The 17,663-nt window shown below is 60.9% G+C and carries 20 protein-coding genes and 2 pseudogenes; 12 read left to right on the forward strand and 10 right to left on the reverse strand.

Annotated elements, in window-relative coordinates; genetic code table 11:
- Positions 1–250: 250 nt before the first annotated feature.
- Together ACX3OW_RS10590 and ACX3OW_RS10595 are read left to right on the forward strand one after the other, a co-directional pair.
- Entirely contained in the window at positions 251–907 is a 657-nt protein-coding gene (locus ACX3OW_RS10590) for a GntR family transcriptional regulator (RefSeq protein ID WP_459095733.1), read from the forward strand.
- Positions 908–1,117: 210 nt separating this feature from the next.
- Positions 1,118–1,537, forward strand: coding sequence for a MarR family winged helix-turn-helix transcriptional regulator (locus ACX3OW_RS10595; RefSeq protein ID WP_459095734.1), 420 nt, complete (start codon positions 1,118–1,120; stop codon positions 1,535–1,537).
- A gap of 23 nt (positions 1,538–1,560) precedes the next feature.
- Here ACX3OW_RS10595 and ACX3OW_RS10600 read toward each other — a convergent pair whose 3' ends face one another.
- The 4 genes from ACX3OW_RS10600 to ACX3OW_RS10615 all read right to left on the reverse strand — a co-directional run bounded on the left by ACX3OW_RS10600 (position 1,561) and on the right by ACX3OW_RS10615 (position 6,002).
- Positions 1,561–2,349 carry a crotonase/enoyl-CoA hydratase family protein gene (locus ACX3OW_RS10600; protein ID WP_459095735.1) on the reverse strand — a complete coding sequence of 263 codons (789 nt, stop codon included), beginning with the start codon at positions 2,347–2,349 and terminating at the stop codon, positions 1,561–1,563.
- Positions 2,350–2,394: 45 nt separating this feature from the next.
- The gene (locus ACX3OW_RS10605; RefSeq protein ID WP_459095736.1) at positions 2,395–3,156 is read right to left on the reverse strand and encodes an SDR family NAD(P)-dependent oxidoreductase; all 762 of its coding nucleotides are present in this window, start codon (positions 3,154–3,156) and stop codon (positions 2,395–2,397) included.
- Positions 3,157–3,178: 22 nt separating this feature from the next.
- Positions 3,179–5,044, reverse strand: coding sequence for a feruloyl-CoA synthase (locus ACX3OW_RS10610; RefSeq protein WP_459095737.1), 1,866 nt, complete (start codon positions 5,042–5,044; stop codon positions 3,179–3,181).
- Between the two features lie 67 nt (positions 5,045–5,111).
- On the reverse strand, positions 5,112–6,002 hold the full coding sequence (locus ACX3OW_RS10615) for an amidohydrolase family protein (RefSeq protein WP_459095738.1): 891 nt from the start codon (positions 6,000–6,002) through the stop codon (positions 5,112–5,114).
- A gap of 62 nt (positions 6,003–6,064) precedes the next feature.
- Here ACX3OW_RS10615 and ACX3OW_RS10620 point away from each other — a divergent pair, with 62 nt between their 5' ends.
- The 3 genes and pseudogenes from ACX3OW_RS10620 (at position 6,065) to ACX3OW_RS10630 (ending at position 8,571) form a co-directional block, all read left to right on the forward strand.
- The gene (locus ACX3OW_RS10620) at positions 6,065–6,430 is read left to right on the forward strand and encodes a hypothetical protein (protein ID WP_459095739.1); all 366 of its coding nucleotides are present in this window, start codon (positions 6,065–6,067) and stop codon (positions 6,428–6,430) included.
- A gap of 26 nt (positions 6,431–6,456) precedes the next feature.
- A complete protein-coding gene (locus ACX3OW_RS10625) occupies positions 6,457–8,118 on the forward strand; it encodes an acyl-CoA dehydrogenase family protein (RefSeq protein ID WP_459095740.1) in 1,662 nt (553 codons plus the stop codon).
- A 150-nt stretch (positions 8,119–8,268) separates the two neighbouring features.
- Positions 8,269–8,571 (forward strand): annotated as a pseudogene (locus ACX3OW_RS10630) (3-methyl-2-oxobutanoate hydroxymethyltransferase).
- 64 nt (positions 8,572–8,635) lie between these two features.
- Here the strand turns inward: ACX3OW_RS10630 and ACX3OW_RS10635 are convergent.
- A pseudogene (locus ACX3OW_RS10635) lies at positions 8,636–9,253 on the reverse strand (VOC family protein); the annotation flags it as partial.
- Positions 9,254–9,669: 416 nt separating this feature from the next.
- On the opposite strand from ACX3OW_RS10635, the gene ACX3OW_RS10640 reads away from it, so the two are divergent.
- The 4 genes from ACX3OW_RS10640 to ACX3OW_RS10655 all read left to right on the forward strand — a co-directional run bounded on the left by ACX3OW_RS10640 (position 9,670) and on the right by ACX3OW_RS10655 (position 10,799).
- Positions 9,670–9,906 (forward strand): hypothetical protein, encoded by a 237-nt coding sequence (locus ACX3OW_RS10640; protein ID WP_459095741.1) that lies wholly within the window; start codon positions 9,670–9,672, stop codon positions 9,904–9,906.
- A 109-nt stretch (positions 9,907–10,015) separates the two neighbouring features.
- Positions 10,016–10,183 (forward strand): hypothetical protein, encoded by a 168-nt coding sequence (locus ACX3OW_RS10645; protein ID WP_459095742.1) that lies wholly within the window; start codon positions 10,016–10,018, stop codon positions 10,181–10,183.
- A gap of 56 nt (positions 10,184–10,239) precedes the next feature.
- On the forward strand, positions 10,240–10,704 hold the full coding sequence (locus ACX3OW_RS10650) for a cytochrome b (RefSeq protein WP_459095743.1): 465 nt from the start codon (positions 10,240–10,242) through the stop codon (positions 10,702–10,704).
- Complete coding sequence (locus tag ACX3OW_RS10655) at positions 10,617–10,799, forward strand: cytochrome b (RefSeq protein ID WP_459096094.1); 183 nt, start codon at positions 10,617–10,619, stop codon at positions 10,797–10,799. The genes ACX3OW_RS10650 and ACX3OW_RS10655 overlap by 88 nt, the downstream gene beginning before the upstream one ends.
- Before the next feature lie 883 nt (positions 10,800–11,682).
- On the opposite strand, the gene ACX3OW_RS10660 is transcribed toward ACX3OW_RS10655, so the two are convergent.
- From ACX3OW_RS10660 to ACX3OW_RS10670, 3 genes are all read right to left on the reverse strand, one after another.
- Positions 11,683–12,351, reverse strand: a complete 669-nt coding sequence (locus ACX3OW_RS10660; protein ID WP_459095744.1) for an NAD(P)H-binding protein — start codon at positions 12,349–12,351, stop codon at positions 11,683–11,685.
- Positions 12,352–12,521: 170 nt separating this feature from the next.
- Positions 12,522–13,193: a hypothetical protein gene (locus tag ACX3OW_RS10665; protein ID WP_459095745.1), complete on the reverse strand. Its 672-nt coding sequence runs from the start codon at positions 13,191–13,193 to the stop codon at positions 12,522–12,524.
- Positions 13,194–13,239: 46 nt separating this feature from the next.
- Positions 13,240–14,268 (reverse strand): hypothetical protein, encoded by a 1,029-nt coding sequence (locus ACX3OW_RS10670; RefSeq protein WP_459095746.1) that lies wholly within the window; start codon positions 14,266–14,268, stop codon positions 13,240–13,242.
- On the opposite strand from ACX3OW_RS10670, the gene ACX3OW_RS10675 reads away from it, so the two are divergent.
- From ACX3OW_RS10675 to ACX3OW_RS10685, 3 genes are all read left to right on the forward strand, one after another.
- Positions 14,267–14,698 (forward strand): hypothetical protein, encoded by a 432-nt coding sequence (locus ACX3OW_RS10675; RefSeq protein WP_459095747.1) that lies wholly within the window; start codon positions 14,267–14,269, stop codon positions 14,696–14,698. The genes ACX3OW_RS10670 and ACX3OW_RS10675 overlap by 2 nt on opposite strands.
- Positions 14,691–15,074, forward strand: coding sequence for a hypothetical protein (locus ACX3OW_RS10680; RefSeq protein WP_459095748.1), 384 nt, complete (start codon positions 14,691–14,693; stop codon positions 15,072–15,074). Before ACX3OW_RS10675 ends, ACX3OW_RS10680 begins: the two co-directional genes overlap by 8 nt.
- Positions 15,075–15,159: 85 nt before the next feature.
- Positions 15,160–15,885 (forward strand): DUF6683 family protein, encoded by a 726-nt coding sequence (locus ACX3OW_RS10685; RefSeq protein WP_459095749.1) that lies wholly within the window; start codon positions 15,160–15,162, stop codon positions 15,883–15,885.
- Positions 15,886–15,969: 84 nt separating this feature from the next.
- Here the strand turns inward: ACX3OW_RS10685 and ACX3OW_RS10690 are convergent, their stop codons facing one another.
- Positions 15,970–16,404: a hypothetical protein gene (locus tag ACX3OW_RS10690; RefSeq protein WP_459095750.1), complete on the reverse strand. Its 435-nt coding sequence runs from the start codon at positions 16,402–16,404 to the stop codon at positions 15,970–15,972.
- A 109-nt stretch (positions 16,405–16,513) separates the two neighbouring features.
- A complete protein-coding gene (locus ACX3OW_RS10695; RefSeq protein ID WP_459095751.1) occupies positions 16,514–17,638 on the reverse strand; it encodes a hypothetical protein in 1,125 nt (374 codons plus the stop codon).
- Positions 17,639–17,663 lie beyond the last annotated feature (25 nt).

Below are 17,663 nucleotides of genomic sequence, written 5' to 3' on the forward strand. Positions count from 1 at the left end.
ATGCTCTGGACCCTCCATTCGACCTCGGCGGCGGCTGAAGCGAGCCAGCACGATGCCAAGCCACCCATCAGTGGTATGGATTCTCCAGCAGCCCGACATTTCACATAATACATTATGCATTATATTTGACGCTGGCAATCCGAACGTGTGATTGATGGGCTCGAGGCAAGGCGACGCGGATTGTGGCTAGCGCTTTGGTCCGTCGGGCGGGTAAGGGTTAATTTTAAGCATTGGGTGAATGGTGAGTAGATTGGACCAGTTTTCAGTGGGGGGGGCCGGGTATGTACGGGTTGGCGATGCCATTCGTGAATGCATCATCCACGGCGTCTATCCGCCGGGTTCGCGGCTGAAAGTTCAGGAGCTATGCGCGCAGTTTGGGATTAGCTCCAATCCCATCCGCGAAGCCTTGCAACAATTGCAGGGCGAAGGCCTGGTCGTTATTTCTCCCAATCGTGGGGCGACGGTTCGGGTTTTCGACGAGGAACTGATCCGCCATGTGTATGACATTGGCGCCGGGGTGGACGGCATTCTGGCGCGTCGATGCGCGTCCGTGGCCTCGCCCGCGCAAGTTGATCATCTCCGCGGCATCCAGCGCCAGCTCGAGGCGGTCGAAACGGCTTTGCGTGGGACCCTGAACGGCGAGTTTCACGCCGAGTTGGCGCGCATTTCCGGCAATACCGAGGCCCTGGAAATCCGCCGCAAGCATCACAATCTGATTGGCGGCATTCGAGAAAAGTATGGCCATTCTTCGCCTGCGAGATTTATGCAGGTTAACAAAGAGCACTGGTCGATAATTGATGCGATCGCGGCAGGCGATGAGAACGCTGCCGAACAGGCCGCGCGCTATCATTGCCTGCAGTCCTGTGAAGACTTGGTTGGTCTCTACAGAAGTTTTGACGCCGAATAATCGCTGGCTGCATTCGCGCGTTGGCCTATCTCGCGTGACCTGCCAGCGGCCTCTTCCATGACAGGTGCTCGCCGCTGTTCTCGGCCGCTGCCGGTGGGGCGGGGTGGCCTGGGCGTTTCAGCCCCGCTACGCCTTTGCAGCGGGCTTTTTATCTGGCGGTGGTATAGATGGCTGAGGCGCAGCCATCAGCGGGAAGGCTTAGTATCAGACGTGAACAGCGAAGCGACCACCAATATTATCGGCTATCGCCTCCGGCGCGCGCAGATCAGCGTCTTCCAGCGGTTCATGACGGCATTCGCCGAACTGGAGTTGCGGCCGGTGGAGTATTCGACGCTGGAGCTGATCGCCGAGAATCCGGGAAAGAAGCAGAGTGAGATCGCCGAAGTGCTCGGGGTGAAGCGCGCCAATTTCGTCGTGACAATCAACCAGCTGCAGAGCCGGAACCTCGTCGAGCGGCGATCAGACGCCGGTGACAAGCGCGCCAATGCGCTCTACCTCACGCCAATAGGCGTGGCTTTTTTTGAGCAGGCCCGCAGGATTCAAGCTGGCTTTGAGCAAGACTGCATCAACCGGCTGGGGGGAGGGCATGAGACGCAGCGTCTGTTCGCGCTGCTCGACCGGCTCAGCTAGCGTGGCCATGCTTGCTCCCACCGTCAGCTAAATATCGGGCGGCGTTTTTCAAGAAACGCCTTCAATCCTTCTTCGGCATCGGGTCCTGTCTGGCTCAAGGCTGCGGCAAGGCTCTCAGTGTAAAGGCCTGCCTCCGGCGGCATTGCTGCGATGCGCGCGATCGCCTGAACAATGAACTGGTTTATTGCCGGCGAGTTCTCCGCAATGCGGTGGGCCAACTCGAAAGCCTTGTTCAGCGCTTCTCCTGCCGGAACGGCGTAGTGCGCCAGCCCCAAGCGCTCGCCTTCGGCGGCCGTGTAGGTGCGCCCAGTCAACATCATCTCGGTCAGTCGGTCCGCCCCGATAAGTTTGGCAATGCGCACCGAGCCGCCGCCGCCCACGAAAATGCCACGCAGACCCTCCGGCATGCGGAACTGCGTACCCTCTTCAGCGATGCGCACATGGCAGGCCGAGGCGAGCTCAAGCCCCCCGCCCATCACCGCTCCGTTCATAGCCGCAATGACCGGGCACGGCGAATATTGCAACAATTCCATGACGCGGTGCCAATTTCGGGAATGCGCCATTACCTCAAGCGGTTGACGATGCACCTGCTGGCTGAGGTCGAGCCCGGACGAGAAATGTCCGCCCGCTCCCGAAAGCAGGATCACCCGAACCGAAGCGGGAAGGTCGGAGAAATAGCTGTCGAGCGCGGCGATGGTCGCATCATTGAGGGCATTCCGCTTCTCCGGCCTGCTGATGATCAGGTGCGCAACCTTCCCCGTCTGCGCGATAACGAGGGGGGTGGGTTCCATCTGTTCGGGCGTTTGGTGCATGTTACCTCTTGGCTAAGCTGCTGAGCAGGGCGATGTCTGCATGAGTTATTTGGGCTGCATCCGCAGTGCCCCGTCCAGCCGGACGACCTCGCCGTTCATGTAGTCGTTTTCGGCCAGCGCCATGACGAGCGCGGCGAACTCGTCGGGCTTGCCCAGGCGCGCCGGATTTGGAATGGACGCGCCCAAGGCCTGCTGGGCTTCGATCGGTAATTCATCAAGCAGGGGAGTCAGAAATAGTCCCGGTGCAATCGCCAGCACCCGGATACCGAAGCGGGCAAATTCGCGGGCGGCCGGCAGGGTGAGCGCCACGATGCCACCCTTTGAGGCTGCATAGGCGGCTTGCCCGATCTGCCCCTCATAGGCGGCAATAGAGGCCGTGGAGATGATGACGCCGCGCTGGTTATTGGCGTCCGGCTCTGCCTGCTGCATGGCGTGGGCAACCAGGCGCATCATGTTGAAGCTGCCCACGAGGTTGACCCGGACCACCTTCTCAAACGCCTCGAGCGGCATCGGACCGTCCCGGCCCACAATGCGCTGGGCCGAGCCGATGCCGGCGCAGTTGAGCAAAAGGGAAGGCGTGCCGAATTCCGCCACGGCACGACTGACAGCCGCTTCCACGGCGACCGCATCGGTGACATCACAGTCGAAGTAGGCGCCGCCAATTTCCCAGGCGATAGCTTCCCCCTGTTCCCGGTTACGGTCAAACACTGCGACCTTGGCGCCGGCCCCGGCAAGGCGGTTGGCGCTGGCCGCGCCCAAGCCTGAGGCAGCTCCAGTAATGAAAGCGACTTTGCCGTCAAATTTCATTGTCCTAATCCTGTCTGGCGCATCAGTCTGGTTGAGTTGCTCTTGGCATCTGCATCACTGCATCTGCTGCAGGCTCGACATAGAGTTGGTCGACCAGACTCTTTCGGCCCGCCAAGATCCCGCGCTGATTGATCGAACCTTTGTCGGTCACTTCCCCAGCATCCTGGCTCAACGGCTCAGTCATGACCAAGGCGCGCGCGACATGGTTGGAACTCCCGGTGGCCCCCTGCGCCAGTCGTGCCAGGTTGGCGCGGAAGGTCTGGGAAACCTGCGGAGTAGCGAGCAATTCTGCGGTGCCGATCTCGCCGGTAATGCCAGCATGTCGCATGCAGGCCTCGAGGTCAGGGACAATCAACGCGCCAATGTGGTTTCGGTCGGCCCCGGTCAATACGACATCGCGGATTAACGGAGCGCAGGCGTCGATGACAGACTTGCGGACCGCGGCGAAATTGACCCAGGTGCCCGTGGACAGTTTGAAGTCTTCGCTGACACGCCCGTCGAATATGAAGCCCTTGCTGTAGTCACTCGGGTCGACGGGCCGGATGGCGTCACCGATCTGGTAAAAGCCTTCATCATCGAAGGCTTCCGCCGACTTTGCTGCATCGCGCCAATAGCCGGGCGTGACATTGGGACCCTTGAGACGAACTTCCGTCTTGTCGCCATTGGGAACCAGCTTGATGGTCATGCCAGCAGCGGGCAGGCCGATATGCCCGGCCTGAGGCGCTGCCCAGGTCGTGGTGAAGGTGAATGGCGCCGTCTCGGTAGACCCGTAGCCGGTGATGATCGACACCCTCAGGCCAAGCTCGGCCAGGGCGGCATCATCCAGACCCTCGAACACGTGCTGGGAGAGGCTCGCGCCAGCGTATTGCATCAGCTTGAGCTTGGAGAAGAAGCTGGCGCGCACCTCGGCGTCATCGGCAAACGCAGCGACGAGGAACTCGTAGCCCTTGGGCACGGAGAAATAGACCGTCGGCTGCACGTCGCGCAGATTGCGCAAGGTTTTGCCGATGCCCTTGGGCGTCGGCAGGCCGTCATCAACGTAGAACGTGCCGCCGTTGTAGAAGGCGATGCCCGTGTTGTGGCTGCTGCCGGCGACATGATTCCAGGGCATCCAGTCGAGCATGACAGGCGGTTCGTCCTGCAAGAACGCAAGGGCGGTTCGGATCATCTCCTGATTGCAGGACATCATCCGGTTGGTGGTGATGACGCCCTTGGGCATGCCGGTGGAGCCTGAGGTGTAGAGCACCTTGGCGATCGTGTCGGGCGTGACGCTGTTATGTGCAGCCTCTACGGCTGGAGTGACAGGCGTGCGCGCGATGTCATCGAAAAGCGTGACTGAGCGACCATCTGGCGGATTCCGACGGACGACGACTGGAATGTCGTTGCCGAAGACGGCAGCTATGGCCGGCGCAAATGCAGCGCCGTCGGAAGCGTAGATCATGCCCGGCGTCAGGTTCGCAGCGATATGCTTGAGCTTGCCGTAATCGGTGGAGATGAGGGAATAGGCCGGCGAAATCGGGGCGTAGGGAATGCCGACCCAGATGGCGGCAAGACCGAGAAGCAGGTGCTCGATTTCGTTGCCGGAAAGGATCAGGAGAGGGCGTTCCAGTGAGATCCCCGCATCGAGCAGCGATTGGGCCAGGGGCGGCAAGCACTCCAGCACCTGGCGGTAGGTCTGGTGGCGCCAGTTGCCATCTTCACCGCGGTCAGCAATCATCACCGCATCGGGCGTTTTGTGAGCCCAATGCTCAATGGCCTCCACAATGGAGCGGGCATAATTGGCCAGCGCGACATCAGATTTCACAATCGTGGTACCGTCCGCGCGCTGCTCGATCCGCACGGTTGCGTGGCCCATGCGCACCGGACGCAGTGATGTCTCAGCGTTCATCTTTTCCTCCAGCGATCTTGTATTCGAAGTGCATGGTCGCGAGGTTGAGCCCCGCTGACGGCCGCGTTTAAGAGTGGGCGACTGGCTCTGAGACGCCCAGCAGTCGCATGGCATTCTGCTTCAGGATCAGCGGGCGAACCTCGTCCTTGATGTCGATGGTTTCGAACGCTGCCAGCCACTTTTCCGGGGCGATCATCGGCCAGTCGGAGCCAAACAAGACTTTGTGCTTGAGCAGCGTGTTGGCGTAGCGCACCAGGATCGGCGGAAAGTATTTAGGGGACCAACCGGACAGGTCGATGTAGACGTTGGGCTTATGGGTCGCGACCGCCAAAGCCTCGTCCTGCCAGGGAAAGGATGGGTGGGCGAGGATGATGGGCATGTCAGGGAAATCTGCCGCTACATCGTCGATATACATGGGGTTGGAATATTTTAGCCGCATGCCGTTGCCGCCACGCATTCCCGAGCCGACGCCGGTCTGCCCGGTATGAAAGAGCACCGGTTTTCCGGTCTCGGCCATCGCCTCGTAGAGCGGATAGGCTAACCGGTCATTGGGGAAGAAACCCTGCATGGTCGGGTGCAGCTTGAAACCTTGCACACCGTAATTTTCGACCAGGTTCCGCGCCTCGCGGGCGCCGAGCTTGCCTTTGTGAGGATCAATGGAGGCAAACGGGATTAGAATGTCGGAATGGTCCGCGCAGAGCTCGGCGACTTCCTCGTTCTCGTAGCGGCGGTAGCCGGTTTCCCGTTCGGCATCGACGGGGAAAATGACGGCGGCGATGTTCATTGAGCGGTAATGGGCAGCGGTCTCCGGGATTGTCGGCGGGTGCGTCCAGGGCGCGCGGAAATACTTGGCCATGGTGCTTTGCAGGTCGTCATAGCCATCGTCTGCATGGCAGCCGCAAGGCTCTTCGGCATGAGTGTGGAAGTCGATTGCCCGAACGCTTGCAAAGTCGACCATCGTCGTCCCCCTGATCCGCAATCGCCAGGATTGCCATTTATATTGTAATGAAGCATAACAACATGAACGGCAAGCCCTGTCCTGGGTTTTATGAGGAGTCATCGACAATGCAGGCTAACAAGGCACCCAGCTCGACAACCGCCGCAGTGCTTGAGGCTGCCGGCGACCTCGAGTCAGCGGTGGACATCAATGCGCTGGATGCTGCTGCTCTTGCCGCCGACAGGAAGCTGGCGACCACCCGTAAAAGCCTCGTGGAGCGCCTTATCTATGGGCCGGCACCAAGGGCCGAGGAGCTTCAGGAGGGCGGACGAATTGCAGCCTCCCTCGACAAACCACATCCGGTACTGGACGCGGCGCTCCGGACATTAGGGGAGGGGGTTGCCTTTACGTCCGAGGCAAAATTTCCCCGCAGCTGCGCTCCGCCGTAGCGGCCGCAGGCGCCTATGGCCTGACGGTGCCCGCCGAGTTCGGCGGGCGGGCGCAGAGCTATTTGCAGCTGGCGCATATCGAGGAGGCACTCAGCGCCAATGGGCTGGGTCCCATCGCCGTAGAAATCTCCGGTCAGCTCACGATCGGCGCTGGTGCGCTTCTGGGTTTTGGCACGGACATGCAGCGGGGCAAATTCCTGCCAGAGATAGCCAAGGGCCGGTTGATTGCCTTCGCCCTGACGGAGGTCGGTACAGGCGTTAATGCCAAGAAAATCCAGGCCTATGTCGAGACCGATGCTAACGGAAATTATCGCCTGTTCGCGGACGGATCGCGCAACAAGCTATGGATCACCAGCGCCTGCCATGGCGGACTTGTTGCCGTCGCCGCCCGCATCGGCAAGACTGGTACGGAACTGGGGCTGTTCATCACCGAGCTGCCCGAACAAGATGTTGCTGCCGGCGAGAAGGATTGGGAGTTCCGGTGCGAGCCTTCCGGCGTCGACGCCTTTACTGCCAATGTGAATTCACGGCTGCATTTCAGCAACTACCCCATCCCGGCCGAAAATCGGATTCCGGGCGATGGGGTGGAAGTTCTGTTCTATTCGCTTCGGCTCGGGCGCTGCATGCTGGCGGCGATGTCAGCGGGCTATCAGAGGATGCTGGCGCGTGACGCTAGCCACTATGCCGGGGAGCGCCGGGGCGTCGGTGGTCCGGTCATCAAGCATGAGCTGCCACAGCTCGCGATCGGTCGCATGCTTGGCGGCTCCCTGCAGGCGCGGGCGCTGGCCTATCTGGCGCTCAGCCAGGATGCGGCGGGTGCCAATCTTGCGGGCCTGCGGGACATCACCAAGTCGGCTGCGGCCGACACGGGCAATGAATCGATGCGGGCCAGCGAGCATGTCATGGGCGGGCGCGCCTTTGATCGCAACAGCCGCGTCAACAAGGCCCGCGCCAATCTGCATTTGTTCGGCATCGTTGAGGGCGAGAACGACATGATCCGCATGGGCATGGTGCGCGACGTGACGGCATCGTTTGTCGACCGCTACTTGGCGCCCCTGCTTGGTGCGTTGCAAAAGGCCAATATCGACCAGAACGGCAGGCCAGTGGCGGCGGACAGGCGCATGCTGCGGCTCGGGGGACTCGACCTTGTGCGTTCGCCGCGGCGTTCTGTCGGCGTCTTGGCGAATGTGGTGACGACACCGGCGGTCTACCGACTGCTGGGCTGGATAGTAGCGAATGCTGCGGACGACCTCAAAAAGATGCTATCCTCGAAGGGGCACAGCACCCTTCCAAAGGAACTGCGTGGCCATGCCCGATATGCGGAAGCTGAGCTTCGCAAGGTACGCTGGCGCTACCTTCGACTGACGCTGTCCTTCCAGCTTGAACTGGCCAGTGCGCAGCTGGCGCTGCAGAGGCTCGGCCTGCAGATCGAGCATCTCGTGTCCATGGTGGCCATCTGCCATCATGCGGCGGTGCAGGACCCTTCGCAGTGGCGGATAGCCCATCTTCGCTGCCTTCTTTTGCGGGAACAGGTCGAGGCACTGACGGCAGGCTTGCGGACCCGGACCCTGCGCCGGCTTCGCCGAGCCACGGCAGAAGTTGCGCAGGATGTCGTCATTGGCAGCACTAGCTTGTTTCATGGGCTCGATGCAGAGCCCTATGCTCACCCGTTCGGAAAGGCGGAGTGACAGGTCCAAACTGAGCAAAACACAGGCTAACTTCCTGGACTTTTGAGTCCTACATCATCATTGGATGGCCAAGATGTCAGTGCAGGCGACGACCAAGCATTGACTACACGCGATATCCGAAGGCTCCGGGATTGCGCAGAACCGATCGCCATGCTGACGGCCTATGATTGCGTCATGGCCGGTCTACTTGATCAGTCTGGCATCGACATGATCCTGGTCGGCGACAGCTTGGGCAATGTTGTGCTTGGCCACGAGACGACGCTGAACGTCACTCTGGCTGAATGATCCGACCTGCCCTTCGGCACCACCACCGATCCCGACACGGCGCTGCGCAACGCCGTGGACATCCTCCAGCGAACGGGTGTGCAGGCGGTGAAGATCGAAGGCCAAGGTGCCGGCTATCGAAAGGCTGACCGGGTACGGCATTCGAGACCGGTAACTTCTCTGGGGTGAGCGCTGCCACGATTTGTTAGCGTCGACCGGTCTGTGGTGCGCCGGTTGTCACCGGCGCCCGTCGTTAGTCAAGAGCGGGCAGAATCTCTTCAATGCGGGAGCGCAGATGGTCGTGTTGGGTCGGGATCTTCAGCGCCTCGCCCAGATGTGCGGTGTCCTCGTCGCGATCGAACCCAGGCTCGTTGGTCGCCACCTCAAAAGGACCCCGCCCGGGGGGCGGAAGCCCAGAAGCAGTCACGGTCGAGAACGGGGGTGACGTGGTACCCGGTGTTGAGCAGGGCCGTGCGGACTTCCAGCTGCGCAGCCCGGTTTTCCGGCGAAGGCGACGTGGCGCACCGAGCCTGCGCCTTCCCGAGCCGGGGCCGCACGGGCAGCACTTCCAGGTCGATGTAGTCAGCGCCATTGCCGCCGCTGATGCCGTATCGCGTCAGTGCGCCACGACGATCGATCTCCCGATAGCCCATATACTTCAGCAGTTCACCGGTGGCGCCGCCGTCACGCAGACGCATGGCCACGCCCTTGAAGCCATCATCGGCTGAAACAGGCCGCCAGCGAAAGGCGCACGGGGATGGCCATCGACTTCGGTGAGGGCGAAACCGTCGCCATCAGGACCAAAGAAACGAAGCTGCTTAAAGCTATCCCGCTCTTCCAGCCCAGCCAGATTGTTGGCAACGAAGCGTTCTCGAGGCTATGGGTCAGGAACAGGTCCCGCCAATGCCGCCGTCAGCTAAGCCATTCCACGATCTCGCCGAAGTGACGCCGCAACTCTCACAAATGTACCTCATCGGAGTTGGGGCCAATAAGCACCCATTAGCTCCGCCAAAAGTGGAGCTTCTTCCAGATTGAGGCCTTGTCTGCTGAATGGTCCCCTAGGTCCGGTTTCCTTCTAGACAGGCGGCGGGCGACCATCAGGGAGCACCTCAATGACTAGGCTCATCGCCCTGGGACGAGCAAGGCAGAGGCAGGGTAGTCGCCATATTTTCGCCATGTAGATGGCCGGCAAATGAGCGTTAATTAATAAAATTTCGGGGATGTAACTGGCGGTCAAGCCGCCCCGTGGCCCATCTATTCCACGTTACCAATGTGGAGAAAGAAGCCATGAAGAAACTCACTGCAACTCTTGCCGCCGCCCTGATTGTTGGCGGTCTTGCACCCTCCGTCATGGCCAGCGAAGATCGTACCTTTGACGCTGATTTTGCCAAGACTCTGATCACCTACGGGGGTTCTGACGTCGACCGCGTCGAAGAATGGGGCGGCTATGTCCGCGCCTTTATGAACGACGGCTCGATGGCGTTTTTTGATCAGGACACACTCAAGCCAGTTCAGTTGCGCTAGCACCCAGCAGCTATCGCTCGGCCGGCTCTGATGACAGGGCCTTGCTAGAGGCACCTGCCCAGCAGCCCTTGGCGCAACAGCCAGGGGCTTTTGCACATGGAGAGATAGCATGATGATCCTGCGGATGTTTCTCTCGGCTCATTGGGTTGCGGACTACCCATTGCAGGAGATTTTCTCGCCAAGGCAGCGCAAGCACGGCCCGCTTCGGTCCCTCGCTGTGGTGGGCATCGGCCGCGCCACGCCTTACTTAATATTCATGAACCTTGCGGCGAGTTAAGTTGGCATCGCTCCCAGTGATGATGCTCTTCTCCTCTGAAAGAATAGAGGCGTAACATGACCGGCAACTCTCCCAACTCCCCGTCACCCCAAGATCGCTATGACGTCATCACGATCGCATTTCACTGGATCACAGCGGTTCCGGTTCTCGTCCTATTTGGCAGTGCGTTGGTTTGGAATTCTACACCGCGCGACTGGGATCTTGATTGGCTGGAGGATTTGCACGTGTCCTTGGGCATCGCCCTCGCCGTTGTTCTTGTGGGGCGCTTGGCATGGCGTGTCTTTGCCTCGCGCCGTCTTCCTGGCGCCGGCGCTCCGGTGATGCAGCTAGCCTCTAAGTTGGTGCATGGGATCTTGTATGTTCTCCTCGCGCTGCAAGTCGTGCTCGGCGTCGGGCTGAGGTGGTACAGGGGCAGGATTTCTCGTTTTTCGGCCTGTTCTCGCTCCCTGTCGCTGCAGAAGCCAATCGCGAGTTATCGCGGCAGGTATCCGGGCTGCATGATGTTGCGGCCTGGGCGCTAATGTATCTCGTCATTGCGCATGCTGGCGCTGCACTGTTCCACCGTTATGTCCTGAAGGATGGCGTGCTTAAGAGGATGATGCCCACCGGGAGCTAGGACGTATTGCATTCATCGCGCCCGCAAGACTTTGGAGCGGCCCGATACCGCAGGCGTTCGGGAATTGGTTGATGCGGCCAACAAGGGGCCAGAGATCGCCAGCGTCAGGATCAGGTGTGCGGGACATACCAGCTGCGGGGCCGGCTGAAAGGCTCATGAAGGCCGGCTCCGGCCGCCCTTGCGGTCGTAATGATCTCCGTGCCAGCGCTGCTGGTGGAACATCACGAGGTGCACTCTCTGAGCGGCGCGGCCTCGCTTGAAGATTGGTTGCGCCGCACGCTAGCATTCAAAATGGAGTGGGTGTTGGTTGTAACTTCGGCGACGTCTCTAACGACCTCAGGGCTCTGACCCACCACGATCGGGTGGGTTTTCTGAGTCTGGTGGGCCATGAAAAAGCTATTCAATAACTGGAAATTCTATGTCGCGAAAAAGAATTAGAAATGCTTCAACCTCTCCCAAGCCCGCAACTAATTTACGGTACGCCGTACATGCGCACTGGCTATGGGTCGCTCTAGTAGTCGGTCTGGTGACTGGGGGCACGACGGGATACTTTGCGGGCCGTTCCGTCAATATCGACAGCAGTTCGGAACTGGATCAATACGGGCGTGGACTTAGCGATCCGCACTATAACCATTCACATCCATAGTGAAGAGTTGATGCGATGATGAAAAAATCCTCGCCCTGGTCCAGTCGATTATTATGACAATGGCTTATCTGCACACTTCGTTGGCTGCGGCCGGTCCAAGGACTGCATCAGCTTTTACTGGATCATCGAATGCAACGGTAATAAGTTCAGACATAAACCTTCTCTAGATTATGTTTGGTTGGAGTATTAGGAAGCGAGCCCAGCCCACGCCTTGGGCCGGACCATCATCGGAATGACCTACAGAAGTGCGGCTGCGACGGCGGTCGAGAGCGGGGTGGTCGGGCGACCAATCAGCTGTGAAAGCTGACGCGAATCGTCGAACAGCGCACCGTCCACGGCGGCGACATCATAGCCGGCAACTGCCTTTGCTGCTGGTTCCGGGAGGCCGAACCCGGCCAGCACGGTGGCATACTCGTCAGCCGGCAGGTTTTTGTGCGGGATTGCCTTGCCCGACTGACGTGAGATTTCGGCTGCGAGATCGGCAAGCGTATAGGCGTCGTCGCTGGCAAGCTCATAGGTCTTGCCGTTGTGACCTTCACTGGTGAGAATGGCAACCGCCGCTTCCGCATAGTCGGCCCGCGGGGCCGATGAAATCCGGCCGTTGCCCGCGCTGCCGTTGCCCGCGCTGCCGATGAATGCGCCGCCGGCGAGCGCGCCACCAATCGATCCGGTGTAGTGCTCGGTGTACCAGCCGTTGCGCAGAATGGTGAACGTGATGCCCGAGGCCTTCAATTCGGCTTCCGTTTGCCGGTGCTCTTCCGCCAGGTCGAGCGCAGAGGTGTCGGCATGCAGAGGCCTGGTATAGACGATCCGTCCGACGCCCGCCGTTTTGGCCGCTTCGATGATGTTGTGTCCTGATCGGTCGCGCTCAGTGTGATCCGCAGCACAATGGAGCCACTTGAACACGGACGCTCACCCCGCCGCGACGAACTATGGCGAGTCTGTGATCTAATCGCCGTCGATCGGGAAGGGGAGAGGAGAGGTGTTGCCTTGCAGGCCGAGGATCGAAACCCTCAGCACTTATGGTTTCACAGTTAATGGGGCAATATCACATGCGCGTCGGCCGAGAGTCGTCGTCAGTACTGTGCGCAGTAAGGTTCCCGGTCGAGGCGCATGGCGCCGCCGAACGGGTTCCATCGATTGACCAAGCGCCACTCCACCCGTTTGCAGCCATTGTCTTCGCCTGTCGCAGCTTCGGCTGCGCCTGCGTTTGGAACGGTGTCTGGTTCAGGCGATGCGACTGCGACCTCCATAGAAAAAATCAAGCTGAAGGCTGCGTCATCGGAGGTCGCACCCGCTTCGCTTGGAAAGCGGCGCAGCGTAAAACTGCCGTCCTGCTCGGATATTTCGCCGGTCAGGGTCGTCTCAAAGCCATTGGCCACGTCAATCGCGAGAAAGTGTCCTGCTGCGTCAATCTGGGTCATCCCCTCGGTGCTGAATTCACGCCACGCCCCATCTGGGCCCGGCTGCAGCGTCGCGCCCAGATCGAAGCCGCCGCTGCCCTCGATCATGCCGGAGGTGCTGAAGGCGATCTGGCCGTCATCGGCCTGCGAGAACCGCATTTCGACTGTTCCGGTGTCGCGGTGCACACGCTCGCCACCTTGGGCCGGAAACACCTCCACTGTCAGGGAGCCGCTATAGGTTTCGTCAAGCGTAGCGGGGAAGGGGGTATCTTGCGCCTCAGGAGAGGGCACTCCGACAAGGGTGGTGACGAGCAGAACGGCACCAATATAGACCAGTCGGCGCATGGCGGGTTTCCTGTGGTTTTGGGGCGAGGCCATGGGCGATTTTGACTCAGCCTGGGGCGCAGGTGACGGTGTAGCCGGCGACAGTCGGGGTGGCAGGCGGTTCGGCCTCGCCGACGCTGGAGACCGATAAGCGGCCTTGGGCTGAGTGATACTCGAAGCCGCAGTAACCAAATCCGGTACCGGAGCATCCCGTCACCTCCGTAAGGCCCAGCGCCGCAAGATCCGCGCTGCGTTGGTCAGGCCATTCGCCGAGGGACGGTTCAACCGGCATCCAGCCAAACTGGCCTATTTTGTTGCGCGCCTCGGCAAGCGGCAGTCCATAAATATAGGGCACGATGGCGCCGCCGCCGCAGAAGGTTTCCTCCGCCGCCAGGGCCGCGATGGTGATGGCGCCATCAGCGCCCAAGCTAATATCGGCGAGGGGCTGGGGCAGGTAATCGCCATCCCAGAGGCGCAGGCCGTGGTTGCCGAAGCGTTCGATCCGGCCAAGAGGCAGAGGAGCGGATGGGGCCGCATAGGCCACAGCGACCAGGGCCTTGCCAGCAAAGAAGCCGACATTGCCGTCATGCGATTGGCAGGAGCCGCTGGTGCCAGGCTCGAAGCCGCCAACAAAGCTGACAGCCGTCAACACGCCGATATCGAGTTCGCCGGTCACCCGCCATCCGGCGCGTTCCGCTACCAGCCCGCCCGGGGAGGTTGGCGGGATGGCCAGGTGTGCGCAAAATTCTGATGCATCGGCAATGCTCGGCGCCGGAGGTAGTTTTGACAGCGGGGTGATGGCGATGCCGACCACGGTTGAGCGTATTACTGCGGTGTTTCCGGCAACGAAAGCCGGCGCAACGACCAGCGCGGCAGCAGCCGCCATGAGCGGAAGAACCACAGAAAATTCGCGCATAGGGCGCTCCATTTGTGTCGTCGCCGGGGGGGAATTGGCTAGGCTTTGATGATAGGACGCGGCGTATGCTGGAAAGCTTGGCACAAACGGTAAAGAAAAATCTCGCCTGCCGCAGCGGTCCGACCAAGCTTTGCCTCTCTCCGAGCGTCTCACCATCAACAGCTTGGGAGAACCGGCCATGAAGACGCTTCTGTTTATTGCCGCCGCGCGGGGCCTGCTGGCGGGCGCCTTGCTTGGTTCCGCCAGTGCCGCGCTGGCAAATGACGCTTCTATCCGCGAGCTGGATGTGTACTGCCTGGCCGCCGATGGCACTCGCGGCGGGGTCGCGGCCAGTCAGGATGGCGCGACATTGGTCTATACGCAGCAGCCCAATGCGGCCGAGGACGCCCTGCATTTTGTGCATAGCCGGAGCGTTGTTGCGCAGTGGCATGCGCAGCTCGATGCGGCGGGGTTTGATGGCCTGGCCACGGTCGAACCGGCGGGTGATTTTTGCGCCATCAAGCGGACGCAGGCCGGCCATGTGCATCAGATCGCTTGGCCGCGCGATGCCGCCCCACCGGCACCACTAGGTGCTTTATTCGAGGCCATCATGAATTTTCGCTATGAGTGAGCGCTTCACCGACCCAGCATCACCACCACCGGCTCGGCCCGGACGCGATCAAGCGCGGGGCATCACGATGTTGGGCACGGCTTTATATATTGGTGTGCCCGCCCTGATCGCCTGCGCTGCAGGACTGGTATTTCTGCTGTGGGTTTTTGGCGCGTCGGCGACGGAAGGCGCGGGGGCGCATGGCTGGACGCTCGGGTTCTGGGCACTGCTGGGCTATGTGTCGCTGTATCAGGGGCTTTTGTTGCTGCTGGGGCTGGGTAAACTCGCGAGGCTACCCGTCAGCGAGCCCATCCATAGAGTGATCTGGACCGCCACGATAATCTTTGTCGCAGTCATGGCCTATGCGCTGCGAGAACTCGGCGTTTTCGCAGGCTGAAACCGCGCCCGTGGAAAACGCGATCTACTCACCAAGGTTTGGTGAAGCTGGCACGTCAAATAGGCAGGCAACGAGGAGAACCTGAATGATCGGCAGCCACAATTTGATCGGCGCACTCTTGGGGGCAGCGCTTTTGGCCACCCCAGTGCAGGCGCAGGACTTCGGCATGGTGCTGTTCAACGACTCGATCGATTTGACCAACGCCTACATTGCCCAGGAGGCCATGGCGAGCGTGGCCAATGCCGGTGCACATGCTGTGACCACAAAGGCGCGCACGGCGGCCGAGGTGCTGCAGTTTGGCACCGATCGCGGTATTTCGGCACAAGTGCGCGAGCAGTTTCGCAGTGAACTCATCAACACGCATCCGTCGCAAGCCGCTGCCATCGATGCCGCACTGCGCCAGGATTGGCTCCGCGGCTATCGCGAGGAAATAGCGACGCCCAATGGCCTCGACCCTGCCAACCTTGCTGACGCCTATACCGGCTATCTGGTGGCGAGTTGGGCCTTGGTCAACAATGTCGAAACGCTCAGCGATCGGGCTATCGCATCGGTGCGGAACAGCATGCGGATGGCAATGGCGGAAAACACCGCTATCGCCATGATGAGCGATGCCGAAAAGCAGCACGTTGCCGAGAGCCTGATCTACAATACCGTCCTGGTCATGGCCAATCGCATTCATATCAGCCAGATGGGCGACATGAGCCTACAACGGGCCGCCGCCGACCACTACCAGGCAGCCTTCCTGGCGCTTGGAATTGACCTGTCGAAGATGGCGCTGTCGGACACGGGCTTTGTCAGCGGCGCGCGATGAATTGTATGGGCGCGGCACTAGTGGTGGGCCGCGCCCTGCCTTTAACGCGCCCACCGTCACGACGGCCGCGGGGCCCGATGAGCATCATTTCGCATTCAACTCGGTCCGGTGGCGCTCAACGTAGTCGGCGAAGCGCTTGTCATTGAGATTGCCGGAGAGCCGATAGGGTGGATCGTAAGAAAAATCGAAGGTGAAACGCCCGCTTGAGTCCACCACCAGATCACACACCGTCCAGAAAACACCGTTCTGCGCCTGCATCTGCGCTGCCAAGCGGGCAAAGAGATCCTCGGTTGCCTGAGACAACTGGACCGAGACCTTTTCCAACTCTACGCCCACGCCGCCAGCCACGGCAAAGCTCAGCACGCTGGTGACCAAGTCCTCGGCCGACCATTGCGCCTCGAAGTTCACAACGATGCGCCGCCACTGGCGGTCGCCCCACTGACCGTCCCGCGGCTTCGCGATATCGGCAATTACGGAGGCGGCGATGGCTGTTTGGGTCTCGGATTGCTCGGCAAACATGTGGCCCCCATTGTCTGGCGCCTTGGACGTGCAGGTTGCTGCGGAGTCGCCGCCGCGAGCTTCCCTGGCGACCAGGCCGCGTCTGCGACCCGGCGCCATATTCCTCCGCTCACGACGCCTGCCCGATCTGCAACACGGTAAACTGCCGGCGCATATAGAGATCGAACAACGCGTTGAAGGTGGGGTTGACGTTTGGATCTTCGCCATCGCTGACGATGGTGACAATGGCGGCGCACAGGCTATCGACCCCTGCGGCCGTCGTGGCCGTGATTGTGCCCTGGGCCATATCGGGCATGGATTCGATCCAGCGCTGTTCGATGCGCTGTGCGGCTGCATCCGCCGTCGCGCAATCGCCATAGGTGAGCGACAGGGCCACAGCCGGGGTGTCCAATTGTACGTCGGCGATGATGCCACCGAAATAGGGCGGAATGCCCGCAAGGCTGGCGTCCATGCTTGCTTCCAGCCTGGTCCGAACGTCATCGAAATTGCCGCTTTGGGGCAACAGGAAATCCCCCGGATCAACCAGGGTCAGACCAAAAGCGGGAGAAATCACCATCGCCTGGACGATCCAGCCATCCCCAACGGACTGGTCGAGGCCGGCGAGCGCGGTGGCCACGATGGGATTGTCAGCGGCACTGGGCTGGTCCGCGACCAGTGTCGGCAAGGCATCGGGGTGCATCGATTGGACAACGGCATTACCGTCGGCTGTCGCGAACGAGGCCGCGCCCATGGTGCCGCGCCATGGGTCGGAAGGATTGCGGTTCCTCAGGTCTGGCGCCAGTGGCTCGCCATTGCCCAATATGCCGGCATCGCCCACCGGGACGAAATCGCGCGCGGTCAAGGCATCAAGCAGAGCAGTGGTAGCGGCGGCGTCAGCTAGCCCCCAGATCGACACCACTTCTGGCGTGCGGCCAAAGCCTGCAACATAATGGAGTTGATCAAAGGCGATGCCGGATTTTTCTTCCCAAGGGTCCACCCCGCCCATGTGGAGCGCCTCGATGGGGCGCAGCGCGGCGCCGAGCTGGGTGCGCAACAAACTCTTTGCGCCCAACTCACTGCCTGCCAGCCCGCGCAGCGCCCAGATGTCGACGAAATAAGCTTGCTCCGGCACCGGCTGGGTCAGGATAGTTTCGGGCAGATGCCCGAGGGCATCGGCTAGCGCGTCGAGATTTTGGGCAAAGGCCGGGCCGCTGGTGGTGAGCAACAGGGAGGCAGCGATAACGGTTAGGCGCATGGGCGTCTCCTTCGGATCAGTTCTC

The organism is Devosia sp. A449 (genome assembly GCF_054489375.1).

What these genes read in the sequence shown, in the direction of transcription:
- ACX3OW_RS10690 (WP_459095750.1), bottom strand. Translation starts at nt 16,404, where the DNA reads ATGTTTGCCGAGCAATCCGAGACCCAAACAGCCATCGCCGCCTCCGTA.
- ACX3OW_RS10610 (WP_459095737.1), bottom strand. Translation starts at nt 5,044, where the DNA reads ATGAACGCTGAGACATCACTGCGTCCGGTGCGCATGGGCCACGCAACC.
- ACX3OW_RS10620 (WP_459095739.1), top strand. Translation starts at nt 6,065, where the DNA reads ATGAACGGCAAGCCCTGTCCTGGGTTTTATGAGGAGTCATCGACAATG.
- ACX3OW_RS10680 (WP_459095748.1), top strand. Translation starts at nt 14,691, where the DNA reads ATGAGTGAGCGCTTCACCGACCCAGCATCACCACCACCGGCTCGGCCC.
- ACX3OW_RS10650 (WP_459095743.1), top strand. Translation starts at nt 10,240, where the DNA reads ATGACCGGCAACTCTCCCAACTCCCCGTCACCCCAAGATCGCTATGAC.
- ACX3OW_RS10695 (WP_459095751.1), bottom strand. Translation starts at nt 17,638, where the DNA reads ATGCGCCTAACCGTTATCGCTGCCTCCCTGTTGCTCACCACCAGCGGC.
- ACX3OW_RS10605 (WP_459095736.1), bottom strand. Translation starts at nt 3,156, where the DNA reads ATGAAATTTGACGGCAAAGTCGCTTTCATTACTGGAGCTGCCTCAGGC.
- ACX3OW_RS10685 (WP_459095749.1), top strand. Translation starts at nt 15,160, where the DNA reads ATGATCGGCAGCCACAATTTGATCGGCGCACTCTTGGGGGCAGCGCTT.
- ACX3OW_RS10615 (WP_459095738.1), bottom strand. Translation starts at nt 6,002, where the DNA reads ATGGTCGACTTTGCAAGCGTTCGGGCAATCGACTTCCACACTCATGCC.
- ACX3OW_RS10675 (WP_459095747.1), top strand. Translation starts at nt 14,267, where the DNA reads ATGAAGACGCTTCTGTTTATTGCCGCCGCGCGGGGCCTGCTGGCGGGC.
- ACX3OW_RS10645 (WP_459095742.1), top strand. Translation starts at nt 10,016, where the DNA reads ATGATGATCCTGCGGATGTTTCTCTCGGCTCATTGGGTTGCGGACTAC.
- ACX3OW_RS10670 (WP_459095746.1), bottom strand. Translation starts at nt 14,268, where the DNA reads ATGGCCGGTTCTCCCAAGCTGTTGATGGTGAGACGCTCGGAGAGAGGC.
- ACX3OW_RS10665 (WP_459095745.1), bottom strand. Translation starts at nt 13,193, where the DNA reads ATGCGCCGACTGGTCTATATTGGTGCCGTTCTGCTCGTCACCACCCTT.
- ACX3OW_RS10640 (WP_459095741.1), top strand. Translation starts at nt 9,670, where the DNA reads ATGAAGAAACTCACTGCAACTCTTGCCGCCGCCCTGATTGTTGGCGGT.
- ACX3OW_RS10600 (WP_459095735.1), bottom strand. Translation starts at nt 2,349, where the DNA reads ATGCACCAAACGCCCGAACAGATGGAACCCACCCCCCTCGTTATCGCG.